Annotated in this window: 12 protein-coding genes; 2 read left to right on the plus strand and 10 right to left on the minus strand. The window is 65.2% G+C overall.

Annotation, left to right across the window (positions count from 1 at the left end; translation table 11 throughout):
- Positions 1-44: 44 nt before the first annotated feature.
- Positions 45-443, minus strand: coding sequence for an alternative ribosome rescue aminoacyl-tRNA hydrolase ArfB (arfB, locus tag EJB06_RS16625; RefSeq protein ID WP_126075151.1), 399 nt, complete (start codon positions 441-443; stop codon positions 45-47).
- Positions 440-1,405 (minus strand): HDOD domain-containing protein, encoded by a 966-nt coding sequence (locus EJB06_RS16630; protein WP_229427123.1) that lies wholly within the window; start codon positions 1,403-1,405, stop codon positions 440-442. Before EJB06_RS16630 ends, arfB begins: the two co-directional genes overlap by 4 nt.
- Between EJB06_RS16630 and EJB06_RS32895 the strand changes: the two genes are divergently transcribed.
- Positions 1,404-1,535 carry a hypothetical protein gene (locus EJB06_RS32895; RefSeq protein ID WP_267876905.1) on the plus strand — a complete coding sequence of 44 codons (132 nt, stop codon included), beginning with the start codon at positions 1,404-1,406 and terminating at the stop codon, positions 1,533-1,535. The two genes, EJB06_RS16630 and EJB06_RS32895, sit on opposite strands and share 2 nt — an antisense overlap.
- A gap of 195 nt (positions 1,536-1,730) precedes the next feature.
- Positions 1,731-2,219 carry a chemotaxis protein CheW gene (locus EJB06_RS16635; protein WP_126075153.1) on the plus strand — a complete coding sequence of 163 codons (489 nt, stop codon included), beginning with the start codon at positions 1,731-1,733 and terminating at the stop codon, positions 2,217-2,219.
- Positions 2,220-2,333: 114 nt separating this feature from the next.
- On the opposite strand, the gene EJB06_RS16645 is transcribed toward EJB06_RS16635, so the two are convergent.
- From EJB06_RS16645 to EJB06_RS16680, 8 genes are all read right to left on the minus strand, one after another.
- Positions 2,334-4,331 carry an ATP-binding cassette domain-containing protein gene (locus EJB06_RS16645; protein WP_126075154.1) on the minus strand — a complete coding sequence of 666 codons (1,998 nt, stop codon included), beginning with the start codon at positions 4,329-4,331 and terminating at the stop codon, positions 2,334-2,336.
- A gap of 26 nt (positions 4,332-4,357) precedes the next feature.
- Positions 4,358-5,260: a 50S ribosomal protein L3 N(5)-glutamine methyltransferase gene (gene prmB, locus EJB06_RS16650; protein ID WP_198420849.1), complete on the minus strand. Its 903-nt coding sequence runs from the start codon at positions 5,258-5,260 to the stop codon at positions 4,358-4,360.
- A gap of 13 nt (positions 5,261-5,273) precedes the next feature.
- A complete protein-coding gene (gene dapE / locus EJB06_RS16655; RefSeq protein WP_126075155.1) occupies positions 5,274-6,425 on the minus strand; it encodes a succinyl-diaminopimelate desuccinylase in 1,152 nt (383 codons plus the stop codon).
- Positions 6,422-6,787, minus strand: coding sequence for an ArsC family reductase (locus EJB06_RS16660; RefSeq protein WP_126075156.1), 366 nt, complete (start codon positions 6,785-6,787; stop codon positions 6,422-6,424). Before EJB06_RS16660 ends, dapE begins: the two co-directional genes overlap by 4 nt.
- A 463-nt stretch (positions 6,788-7,250) precedes the next feature.
- Positions 7,251-8,399: a PilT/PilU family type 4a pilus ATPase gene (locus tag EJB06_RS16665; RefSeq protein WP_126075157.1), complete on the minus strand. Its 1,149-nt coding sequence runs from the start codon at positions 8,397-8,399 to the stop codon at positions 7,251-7,253.
- Positions 8,400-8,430: 31 nt separating this feature from the next.
- Positions 8,431-9,258 (minus strand): 2,3,4,5-tetrahydropyridine-2,6-dicarboxylate N-succinyltransferase, encoded by an 828-nt coding sequence (gene dapD, locus EJB06_RS16670; protein WP_126075158.1) that lies wholly within the window; start codon positions 9,256-9,258, stop codon positions 8,431-8,433.
- Between the two features lie 32 nt (positions 9,259-9,290).
- On the minus strand, positions 9,291-10,511 hold the full coding sequence (gene dapC / locus EJB06_RS16675; protein WP_126075159.1) for a succinyldiaminopimelate transaminase: 1,221 nt from the start codon (positions 10,509-10,511) through the stop codon (positions 9,291-9,293).
- A 60-nt stretch (positions 10,512-10,571) separates the two neighbouring features.
- Positions 10,572-11,624 carry an AraC family transcriptional regulator gene (locus EJB06_RS16680; RefSeq protein WP_126075160.1) on the minus strand — a complete coding sequence of 351 codons (1,053 nt, stop codon included), beginning with the start codon at positions 11,622-11,624 and terminating at the stop codon, positions 10,572-10,574.
- Positions 11,625-11,715: the final 91 nt, after the last annotated feature.

An 11,715-nucleotide genomic window follows, 5' to 3' on the forward strand; every position in this document is an offset into this window, starting at 1 on the left:
TCCCCGCCCGCGCGGGGGAGACGGGTGGCGCAGCGCGCCGCAGCTTACTCGCTGACCCGGCCGCGCATGGCCTTGGTCTGCCCGCTCCTTGTCTTCGAATCGAGCCGGCGCCGCTGCGAACTCCTGGTCGGCCTGGTTGCGCGCCGCACCGTGGGCAGCACCGCCACGCTGTCGACCAGCTCCTGCAGGCGGCGCAGGGCGTCTTCCTTGTTCTGTTCCAGGCTGCGCGACTGCTGCGCCTTGAGCACCACCACGCCGGCCTGGTTGATGCGCTGGTCCGACAGGGCCAGCAGCCGCTCCTTGATCGCCTCCGGCAGCGAGGACGCGCCGACATCGAAGCGCAGGTGCACCGCGCACGAGACCTTGTTCACATTCTGCCCGCCCGGCCCCTGGGCGCGGATGGCGGAAAACGTCACCTCGCCCGGATCGACGGTCGCGCTCACGGGGCCGGCGCCGGCGCTGCGGGCGCCGCCGGCACATCGTCTTCGATGGCGTCGAGCGTGCGGTAGCAGGCCATGGCCTGCGCCGACAAGCCCTTGAACAGCACCGGATCGTCCTGCCCCAGGCGCGCGTTGTCGACCAGGATGCGCACCTTGCTCAGGTAATCGGACTGCGTCAGCAGCTGTCCCAGCGGCGACACCGGCACGCCCTTGCGCATGCCGGCCTGCTCGCCGATGGCCGTGACCACGCTCTCGGGGAAGTTCCATTCGCGCCCGATGCTGCAGGTGAGGATGCGGGCGTCGCGCACCAGGCGCGCGCAGAACATCTCCGAGCCCAGTTCCTTTTCGCCCTTGCTCATCTGGTCCATGATGCGCAGGGTGACGATCAGCCCCACGTTCTGCACCAGCCCCGCCAGAAACGCTTCGAAGGGATCGATGCCCATGGCCTCGGCCAGCATGCGGTTGGCCACCGCGCAGCGCTCGGACTGGTCCCAGATGCGCGGCGCCAGCAGGCGCGTGTACTGGCCCGAATTGAGGTCGATGATGGGGCGGAAGGCGACGCTGGTGATCAGGTGGCGCAAGCCCTCCTGGCCGATCAGCATGACCGCGTGTTCGACGCTGGTGATGGTGGTGCCGCTGCCCTTGAACGAGGTATTGGCCATGCGGATCACGGCAGCGACCAGCACCACGTCGTTGGAAATCGTGCGCGAGAGCTGCGCGCCCGAGAAGTTATCGCTGCGCAGGCTTTGCAGCAGCTGCGGCAGCAGGCCGGGAAGGCGCCGCACCAGCGCCGCGCCGGACTGCTGCGATGCCAGGATCGCCGTCAGTGCGTCGAGCACCTGGTTTTCGTGCGGCGTGGTATCGAGGCCGGTGACGTCGGCATTGTCGAACAGCCAGTTGAAATAGGTGCCGTTGACGCCGTCGCGCTGTTCGAACGACAGCTGCGCCGCGTTTGCGGGCGGCATGGCACTGGATGGCGCGGCGCTCGATGGCGCGGCGCTCGCTGGCGCGGCGCTCGCTGGCGCGGCCGGCGGCTGGCTGGCCTGCGTTGCGCCGGGCGCCTCGGGCGCCGAAAAAAGTCGCTTCACCCATTGATACATTGTCCATCCTTCAAGTTTGCAAACTTATCGCCCTGGAATATTGCCGCCTCATTGTAAAGACTTCCCGTTGCATTGCAAGCGCGTCCAGGGTCGCTGAAACCTTGATCGCGCTCAACGAGACCCTTGCACACGCGCACTACGATGGGGTTTCGCGACCTTGCCGCAGCCCCGCAGAGACGAAAGGACCACCATGCACACGATTTCAACGCAGTCTGCCGCCATCGGCAAGATGGAGTTCCTGAGTTTTCAACTGGGGGGCATGGAATACGGGGTCGACTGCCGCAAGGTCAAGGAACTGCGCACCTTCCAGTCGCTGGAGCGGTTCGCTTCGGAAGGGGCGATCGTCAAGGGCGTGGCGGTGTCGCGCGGGGTGATCATGCCGCTGGTGGACATGCGGGTGGCGTTCAACGAGCGGGCCGCCTCGCCCGGCCCGATGACCGACGTGATCATCCTGCAATTGTCGAGCTGCGTGATGGGCATGGTGGTCGACGGGGTGACCGACGTGGTGCACATGTACGCGGACCAGATCACGCCGATTCCGGGCATGACCCGCGACAGCGGCTGCGACTACCTGATGGGACTTGGCCAGACCGGCGGGCGGCGCCTGATCCTGGTCGATATCGACAAGCTGATGTCGATCCGGCGCGAGACGGCGGCGGGGGCGCAGAAGGCTGCGTGACAATGCGCTGTCGCCCCCCGCCTGCGCGGGGGCGACGGTTCCTGGTGCGGTGGTCCCTGGTGCGGCGGTTCCCGGTGCGACGGTATCAGGGGCGCGTGCCGGCTGCGGCGAGCATCAAACCGCCAGCCCTTCCAGCTGCTCCTGCAATTCCAGCCACTCCGCTTCCAGCTGCGCCAGGTCCTTCTTGTAGAACGACTGGTCCGCCAGCAGCGTCTTCAGCCTGGCCTTGTTGGCCGCCTCGTAGATGCTCGCTTCGCCCAGCTTTCCATCGACCTCCGCCTTTTGCTCGTTGCGCTTGGCGATCTGCTCTTCCAGGCGCTTGATCTTGCCTTCGATCGGTTTGCGCAATGCGGCGGTGCGCTGGCGCTGCTCGGCGTCCTGGCGCTTCTGGTCCTTCTTGTCGACCACCGGCGCGCTTGGCGGCGCCACCGCCGACGCCACCGGGAAGGCGGTCTTGTTGTCCTTGCCCGCCGCCGGCAGCACGGTGGTGCCCTTGCCAAGCTTGGTCTGGAACAGCCAGTCCTTGTAGTCGTCCAGGTCGCCGTCGAAGGGCTGCAGCTTGCCGTCGGCGACGATGATGAACTGGTCGGTGGTGGCGCGCAGCAGATGGCGATCGTGCGATACCACCACCAGCGTGCCTTCGAACTGCGCCAGCGCCATGGTCAGCGCTTCGCGCGTTTCCAGGTCCAGGTGATTGGTCGGTTCATCGAGCAGCAGCAGGTTCGGGCGCTGCCAGACGATCAGCGCCAGGGCCAGGCGCGCCTTTTCGCCGCCCGAGAACGGGCGGATCGGGCTGGTCACCATATTGCCCGGGAAGTTGAAGCCGCCCAGGAAGTTGCGCAGCTCCTGCTCGCGCACCGTCGGCGCGATTTTCGCCAGGTGCCACAGGGGCGACTCGTCGTGGCGCAGCATCTCCACCTGGTGCTGGGCGAAGTAGCCGATCGACAGGCCCTTGCCGAGCGTGGCCTCGCCCGTCAGCGGCGTCAGTTCGCCGGCGATGGTCTTGATCAGGGTCGACTTGCCGGCGCCGTTCACGCCAAGAAGGCCGATGCGCTGGCCGATCTGCAGCGAGAACTTGATGCCCGAGACGATGGTCTTGTCGCCCACCTTGTCGCCATGTTCGTCGAGCAGGTGGTAGCCGGCGTTCACGTCTTCCATCACCAGCAGCGGATTCGGAGCGGCCAGCGGCTCGCGGAATTCGAACGAGAATTCGGCGGCGGCGCGCAGCGGCGCCAGTTCTTCCATTTTTTCGAGCGCTTTCATGCGGCTCTGGGCCTGGCGCGCTTTCGAGGCCTGCGCCTTGAAGCGGTTGACGAACGATTCGAGGTGGGCGCGCTGGCGCTGCTGCTTGGCGAGCGCGCCGGCGGCCAGGATCATCTGGGCCGCGCGCTGGCGCTCGAAGCCGGAGTAGTTGCCCGAGTAGCGTTTCAGCTTGCGCTCGTCGATGTGCACGATGACGTTGACGATTTCGTCGAGGAAGTCGCGATCGTGCGAAATGATGATCAGGGTGCCGGCGTAGCGTTTGAGCCAGTCTTCCAGCCAGATGATCGCGTCCAGGTCCAGGTGGTTGGTCGGTTCGTCGAGCAGCAGCAGGTCGGAAGGGCACATCAGCGCCTGCGCCAGGTTCAGGCGCATGCGCCAGCCGCCCGAGAAGCTGGCGATCGGCTGCTGCATCTGCGACAGCGAAAAGCCCAGGCCCAGCAGCAGCTGTTCGCCGCGCGACTGCACCGTGTAGGCGTCGGCGTCGGCCAGCGCGCTGTAGATCTCGCCGATGGCGATGCCGTTCTCGGTCGATTCCGGTTCCGATTCCAGGCGCGCCAGTTCGGCTTCGAGCTTGCGCAGGTGGACGTCGCCGTCGATCGCATAATCGAGCGCCGCGCGTTCCAGCGGCGGCGTTTCCTGGGCCACGTAAGCCATGCGCCATTTAGCGGGGAAATCGATCTCGCCCTGGTCCGGGTGCAGCTCGCCGCGCAGCATGCCGAACAAACTCGATTTGCCGGCGCCATTGGCGCCGATCAGGCCGATTTTATCGCCCGGGTTGAGGGTAAGGTCGACGCCATCGAGCAGCGGCTTGGTGCCGCGCATCAGGCTAACGTTCAGGAAACGGATCATGTTCTACTTTTTGTAATGGGTGGGGATTACTGTGCTTGCAACTGTTCTGCCGTGAGCAGGAACACCATGTCGTCGCCGGCGCTGGTGGTCACCCAGGTCAGGCCCAGATGGCCGAAGGCCGCTTCCGCGTACTCGCGCTCGTTGCCGATTTCGACCATCAGGATGCCGTTCGGCGTCAGGCGTTCGGCCGCGCCGGCGACGATCTTGCGCACCAGGTCCATGCCGTCGGCGCCGCCGTCGAGCGCAATCTGCGGCTCGCGCAGGTACTCCGGCGGCAGCGATGCCATCGAGGCCGAATTGACGTACGGCGGGTTGGAGACGATCAGGTCGTATTTCTTGAACGGGACGTTCTGGTACAGGTCCGAGGCGATCGGATTGACCCGGCCTTCGAGCTTGTATTCGCGGATATTCCGTTCGGCGACGGCCAGCGCATCGGCCGAGATGTCGACCGCGTCGACCACGCTGTCGGGGAAGGCGTCGGCCATCATGATCGCCAGGCAGCCCGACCCGGTGCACAGTTCGAGGATGTTTTCGACCGCGTACGGGTCTTCCACCCAGGGGCTGAACTGGTGCGGGATCAGTTCGTGGATGAAGGAACGCGGCACGATCACGCGCTCGTCGACGTAGAAGGCGTAGGTGCCCAGCCACGCTTCGTTGGTGATGTAGGCGGCCGGCACGCGTTCGCTCACGCGCCGTTCGATCACGCCGAGGACCTGCAGCACTTCCTCAGGCAGCAGGCGGGCGTCGAGGAAGGGATCGAGCTTGTCGAGCGGGAGCTTGAGGGTGTGCAGGATCAGGTAGGCCGCTTCGTCCAGCGCTTCGGCGCTGCCGTGGCCGAAAAACAGCCTGGCGCCGTTGAAACGGGTGATCGCATAGCGCAGCAGGTCGCGCGGCGTGGTAAATGTCGCTGTAAACAGGGTAGTGGTCATGGCTGTTCTCGGGTCAGGTGTTGTGCGGCGCAGGCGCCAGCAGCTTGTCGAGCGTGCGGCGATAGATGTTCTTGAGCGGATCGATGAAGCGCACGTCGATGTGCTCGTCGATCTTGTGGATGCTGGCATTCGGAGGGCCGAATTCTATCACCTGCGGGCAGATGCGGGCGATGAAGCGGCCGTCCGAGGTCCCGCCGGTGGTCGATAATTCGGTCCGCACCCCGGTCTCGGCCAGGATGGCGTGCGATAGCGCGTCGGACAGCGTGCCGCGCGGGGTCAGGAAGGGCAGGCCGGACAGGGTCCAGGCCAGGTCGTATTCGAGGCCGTGCCTGTCGAGGATCGCATGCACGCGCGCCTTCAGGTCTTCAAACGTGCTGGCCGTCGAAAAACGGAAGTTGAAGTCGATCGTCACGGCGCCCGGGATCACATTGTTGGCGCCCGTGCCGGCGTGGATGTTCGACATCTGCCAGGAGGTCGGCAGATAGTATTCGTTGCCCGCGTCCCACTGTTCGGCGGCCAGTTCGGCCAGCGCCGGGGCGCTCTGGTGGATCGGGTTGCGCGCCAGCTGCGGGTAGGCGATGTGGCCCTGGATGCCGTGGATCGTCAATTTGCCCGACAGCGAACCGCGCCGGCCGTTCTTGATCATGTCGCCCAGGGTGGCGGCCGATGTCGGCTCGCCCACCAGGCAGTAATCGATCTTCTCGCCGCGTTCTTCCAGCAGGCGGCAGACCACCACGGTGCCGTCGGTGGCCGGGCCTTCCTCGTCGCTGGTGATCAGGAAGGCGATCGAGCCGGCGTGGTCCGGGTGTTGGGCGATGAATTCTTCGCAGGCGACGACCATGGCCGCGATCGAGGTCTTCATGTCGGCCGCGCCGCGTCCATACAGCTTGCCGTCGCGCCGGGTCGGAATGAAGGGCTGCGACTGCCACTGTTCGACGGGGCCGGTCGGCACCACGTCGGTATGGCCGGCGAACACGAACACCGGCGAGGCGCTGCCCTTGCGCGCCCACAGATTGGTCACGCCGTTCGATTCGATGGTCTCGCACACGAAGCCGAGCGGCGAGAGCAGGTCGATCAGGTGCCGCTGGCAGCCTTTGTCGTCGGGCGTGATCGAGGAAAGCGCGATCAGTTTTTCGGTCAGCGCGAGGGTACGGGAAAAGGTCATTGGATTTCTTGGAGAGAGAAGATCTGGCGGTACTGCGCGTCCGAAAAGCCGACCGACAGCTTGCCGGCGCCGGCCAGCACAGGGCGTTTGATGACGGACGGCTGCTCCAGCATCAGCGCGAGCGCGCTGGCCTTGTCGACGATGGCCGCGCGCCGTTCGTCGGGCAGCTTGCGCCAGGTCGTGCCCTTGCGGTTGACCAGCACTTCCCAGTCCAGCTCTTCAAGCCAGGCGGCCACGGTGGCGCGTTCGAGTCCCTGCTTCTTGAAGTCGTGGAAGTCGAATGCCTGCTCGTGCTCAGCCAGCCAGGTGCGGGCTTTTTTGACGGTGTCGCAGTTGGGAATGCCGTACAGGGTTTTTTTCATGGTCGATCAGGAGCGCGGCCAGCCGCGCCCGGCATGCGGGCGTGGCGGCCTGAGTATTCTGGGGAACCCGGGAGGATACCACAGGCGCGCTGCGGCCAGCGGGGCGATGGCAGGGGAGGGCGCCGCGCGGCGCCGGCGCCAGCGCAAACGTGGTCACAGGACTACGTTTGCATTCTTATGCGAAATAAATGTTTTGTATCAGGCAAGCACAGCGCGGCGGATCGATTACCATTGAACGCATCTGCGCGGCATCAGCAGCCGCGCGATGGGGGATTCTGTTTGTAGCATTCACTTGCGCGATGGCAACGACATGTCCGAACCAGGCTGGTTTCCCGATGATGTGCGGTCAGGCAACGATGAGCGCTGTGCGCGAGAACGCAGTGCGGGCGCGATCGAGCGCGGAGGCAGGCGCAGGCAAAAAAAGCCGCGACATGGCGTCGCGGCGTCGTGTGCCAGGCCCGGATCAGCTGTTGAGCGTAAACTCGGTGAAGGACGAGGACGACGGTTCCTCGACCGGTTTCGGCGCCTCGGGCACGCCGGCGGCGCGCACGTCAGGACCGTTGTTAAGAAGCCACAACAGGTTGGTGGCCGAGTCGGCATTGGCCAGGCCTTCTTCCTGCGTGATCAGGCCGCTCTTGACCAGCTCGTACAAGGCCGATTCGAAGGTTTGCGAACCCGGCGACAGGCTGTTTTCCATCGCTTCCTTGATCTGGCCGATTTCGCCATTGTCGATCAGGTCGGCGATATAGCGCGTGTTGACCATGATTTCCACCGCCGCCTGGCGGGTGCCGCCGGCCGCCGAACGCACCAGGCGCTGCGACACGATGGCCTTGACCGCCGACGACAGATCCTGCAGCAGCGCCGGGCGGTTTTCGATCGGATAGAAACTGATGATGCGGTTCAGCGCGTTGTACGAGTTGTTTGCGTGCAAGGTCGCCAGCACCAGGTGACCGGACTGGGCGTAGGCCAGGGCCGCCGCCATGGTTTCCTTGTCGCGAATCTCGCCGATCAGGATGCAATCGGGCGCCTGGCGCATCGAATTGCGCAGGGCGATATAGAAACTGTTGGCGTCGCTGCCGATTTCGCGCTGGTTGACGATCGATTTCTTGTTCTTGAACAAATACTCGATCGGGTCTTCCAGGGTCAGGATGTGTCCCGCGCGCAACTCGTTGCGGTGATCCAGCATCGAGGCGATGGTGGTCGACTTGCCCGAACCGGTCGCGCCGACCAGCAGCAGCAGGCCGCGCTTTTCCATGATCAGGTCGGCCAGCACGTGCGGCAGGCCGAGGTCTTCCAGGGCCGGGATGACGGCCGGCACGAAACGGAACACGGCCGAGATCGTACCGCGCTGGCGGAAGGCCGACAGGCGGAAACGGCCCAGGTTGGCGACCGAAATACCCATGTTCAGCTCGTTTTCACGGGCCAGTTCGTCCATCTGCTCCTGGGTGCAGATTTCCGAGAGCAGGGCGGAAATGTTTTCCGGCTCCAGCTTTTGCTGGTTGATGGGAATCAGGTTGCCGTTGATTTTGATATGGACGGGAGAATTGACCGCGAAGAACATGTCCGACGCGTTTTTTTCTTTCATCAGATGGAACAAGCGGTCCATTGCCATTTTTTTTCTCCTGGTTTGGACTTTGACTGTATCAGATACCGCGAAGCAATTCGTTGATACCTGTTTTGGAACGTGTCTGGGCGTCCACACGCTTGACGATGACGGCGCAGTACAGGCTGTAGCTGCCGTCCGGCGACGGCAGGTTGCCCGACACCACCACGGAGCCGGCCGGCACGCGGCCGTACGTGACTTCGCCGGTGGCGCGGTCGTAGATCTTGGTCGACTGGCCGATGTACACGCCCATCGAGATGACCGAGTTTTCCTCGACGATGACGCCTTCGACGATCTCGGAACGGGCGCCGATGAAGCAGTTGTCTTCGATGATGGTCGGATTGGCCTGCATCGGTTCGAGCACGCCGCCGATGCCCACGCCGCCGGACAGGTGCACGTTCTTGCCGATCTGCGCGCACGAACCGACCGTGGCCCAGGTGTCGACCATGGCGCCTTCATCGACATACGCGCCGATGTTGACGTAGGACGGCATCAGCACCACGTTTTTGGCGATGAAGCTGCCGCGCCGCGCGACGGCCGGCGGCACCACGCGGAAACCGCCGCGCGCAAAGTCGTCGGCCGTGTAGTTCGCGAACTTGGTCGGCACCTTGTCGTAGAACTGCATGGTGCCGTCGGACGGCATGACGCTGTTGTTCTCCAGGCGGAAGGAAAGCAGCACCGCTTTCTTGATCCACTGGTTGACGACCCAGTCGGCACCGGTTTTTTGCGCCACGCGCATGCTGCCGTCGTCCAGGCCAGCGATCACGTGGGCCACTGCCTCGCGCAGTTCGGCCGTGCCGTTGGATGGATTGATCTCGGCGCGCTGTTCCCAGGCGGTGTCGATGATGTTTTGGAGTTGTTGGGTCATGATCGTATTTTTAGTAAGTGGTGTGGCGGATTTCAAAGCGACTTCAATGACTTGCAAAACTGGACGATGCGCTGGGCCGCCTCGACGCCTTCGTCGACTTCGGCCACCAGCGCCATGCGAATGCGGCCGCTGCCCGGGTTGATCCCGTGCGCGTCGCGCGCCAGGTAGCTGCCCGGCAGGACCGTCACATTATATTCCGCGTAAAGACGGCGCGCGAATTCGGTGTCCGACAGGCCGCTGCGGCGCACGTCGGCCCACAGGTAAAAGCCGGCGTCGGGCAGTTCGACGTCCATCACTTCCTTGAGCAGCGGGGTGACGAGGGCGAATTTTTCGCGGTACTTGACGCGGTTTTCCTGCACGTGGGTTTCGTCGCCCCAGGCAGCGATCGACGCCGCCTGCACCGGCGGCGCCATGGCGCCGCCGCAGTAGGTGCGGTACAGGAGGAATTTCCTGATCACGGCCGGGTCGCCCGCCACGAAGCCGGAGCGCATGCCCGGCACGTTGGAGCGCTTGGACAGGCTGGAAAACACGATCAGCCTGGCGTAGGGCGTCTCGCCGCCGCTGCGTCCCAGCTGGTGCGCCGCTTCCAGCGCGCCCAAAGGAGCCGCACTGGTATGGTAAATCTCGGAATAGCATTCGTCGGCCGCGATCACGAAGCCATACCGGTCGGACAGCGCGAACAACTGCTTCCAGTCCTCCAGCGACAGGGTGGCGCCGGTCGGATTGCCCGGGGTGCACAGGTACAGCAGCTGCACGCGCGGCCAGATATCGGCTGGCACGCTGGCGTAGTCGCAGCCGAAATTGCGGCCCGGTTCCGAGTTCACGAAGTAGGGCTCGGCCCCGGCCAGGTAGGCCGCGCCTTCGTAGATCTGGTAGAACGGGTTGGGGCAGACGATCAGCGGCGCCGGCCGGGACGCGTCGATGACGCAGTGGGCGATCCCGAACAGGGCCTCGCGCGAGCCGTTCACCGGCAGCACCTGGGTGGCCGGGTTCAGGGCCGGCACGCCGTAGCGCCGTTCCAGCCAGCCGGCGATGGCGCCGCGCAGGGCGTCGGTGCCGGCGGTGCTCGGGTAATTGGCCAGTCCCGCCACACCGTGCGCCAGCGCCTTCTGGATGAAGGCCGGCGTCGGGTGCTTCGGCTCGCCGATCCCCAGGCTGATCGCGGCGTACTCCGGGTTCGGGGTCACGCCCGCGAACAACTGGCGCAGTTTTTCAAAAGGGTAGGGGTGCAGTTTGTCGAGATGTGGATTCACGGCGTTGCCAGGTTTTGGCGCAGGAAGCGCAGGGTTAGCGTAGATCGGAACAGCGTCGTATTATAGGCGCAAATGGCTGCTATCGCGCCACGCTCCGGGATTTACCCCGGACCATTCCTTGAACGCGTGGGAGAAGGCGCTTTGCTCCTGGTAGCCCAGCAAAAACGCGATATCGACCAGCGACAGGCTGCCCTGGCGCAGGTAATCCATGGCCAGGGCGTAGCGCGCCTGGTCCAGCACCTGCTGGAAGCTGGCCCCGGCTTCGCTCAGTTTGCGCTGCAGGGTGCGCGGCGAGAGCGCCAGTTCCTCCGCAATCGTGGCCAGCCGCACCCGGTCGTGCGCCAGGTTGCGGATGATGGCCGCATGCACGCGCGCCACCACGCCATCGTCATCCCGGCTGCGTTCGCGCAGGAGCCGCTCGGCGTGCTGCTGCAGCACCGGGTACAGGCCCACGTCGGCATTCGGCACCGGCCAGCCGAGCAGCTGGGCGTCGAAACCTGCCGCGTTGACCGGCTCCCCGAAGCGCGGCAGCGCCCCGAACACGCGTGCGTACTCGGCGCCGTCGGCCTGCTGCGCGTGGGTAAAGCCCAGGTGCGGCAAGGGCAGCGCGGTCCCGGCCAGCCAGGTGGTGAAGGTGCGGATGCCGGCAAACACGCTTTCGACCAGGTGGCGGCTGCCGTCGGGGTAGTTGGAGACCCATTCGTACTGCGCCTGCGCGCCGTCCAGGTGCAGCACCGAGCGTCCCAGGTCGTGCGCCAGCTGCTCGTAGCGCAAGGTCTGCTGGAAGGCCTGGCCGAAGTCGCGGCAGGACAGCAAGATCAATCCATACACGCTGTAGGTGCCCAGCCTGACCCGTTCCCCCACATGCAGGCCGAAATGCGGGTCGTCCGCCAGCTCGGCGCCGGCCGCCAGCAGGCGCACGTAATCGGCCGCACCGAGCGAGTCGGGCAGGCGCTCGAGCGCGCCGGCGGGCAGGCCGGCCGCATCGGCCAGGGCGCCTGGCGCCACGCCGCGCGCCTGCGCCGCTTCGAGCAGGGGCTGCAGATAGGACCCGGTGACGCGGCGCGCGTCAGGCCGCAGCACTGGTGGAACTCCTGGCAAAGCCCCTGGCATGTTTGAACAAAGCGGTTGTCATGAAAGCGCAATACGTGAAGCCCGCCTTCGCATACGCTGGCGGCCGTGAGTGAATGGACAAGTATAACGG

The organism is Massilia atriviolacea (assembly GCF_003953935.1).
In the GTDB taxonomy this organism is placed as follows: domain Bacteria; phylum Pseudomonadota; class Gammaproteobacteria; order Burkholderiales; family Burkholderiaceae_D; genus Telluria_A; species Telluria_A atriviolacea.

Coding starts and splice junctions, on each gene's coding strand:
- EJB06_RS16665 (WP_126075157.1), bottom strand. CDS start 8,399: ATGGCAATGGACCGCTTGTTCCATCTGATGAAAGAAAAAAACGCGTCG.
- EJB06_RS16645 (WP_126075154.1), bottom strand. CDS start 4,331: ATGATCCGTTTCCTGAACGTTAGCCTGATGCGCGGCACCAAGCCGCTG.
- prmB (WP_198420849.1), bottom strand. CDS start 5,260: ATGACCACTACCCTGTTTACAGCGACATTTACCACGCCGCGCGACCTG.
- EJB06_RS16660 (WP_126075156.1), bottom strand. CDS start 6,787: ATGAAAAAAACCCTGTACGGCATTCCCAACTGCGACACCGTCAAAAAA.
- dapD (WP_126075158.1), bottom strand. CDS start 9,258: ATGACCCAACAACTCCAAAACATCATCGACACCGCCTGGGAACAGCGC.
- EJB06_RS16630 (WP_229427123.1), bottom strand. CDS start 1,405: ATGCCGCCCGCAAACGCGGCGCAGCTGTCGTTCGAACAGCGCGACGGC.
- EJB06_RS32895 (WP_267876905.1), top strand. CDS start 1,404: ATGGCACTGGATGGCGCGGCGCTCGATGGCGCGGCGCTCGCTGGCGCG.
- EJB06_RS16680 (WP_126075160.1), bottom strand. CDS start 11,624: ATGCCAGGGGCTTTGCCAGGAGTTCCACCAGTGCTGCGGCCTGACGCG.
- EJB06_RS16635 (WP_126075153.1), top strand. CDS start 1,731: ATGCACACGATTTCAACGCAGTCTGCCGCCATCGGCAAGATGGAGTTC.
- dapE (WP_126075155.1), bottom strand. CDS start 6,425: ATGACCTTTTCCCGTACCCTCGCGCTGACCGAAAAACTGATCGCGCTT.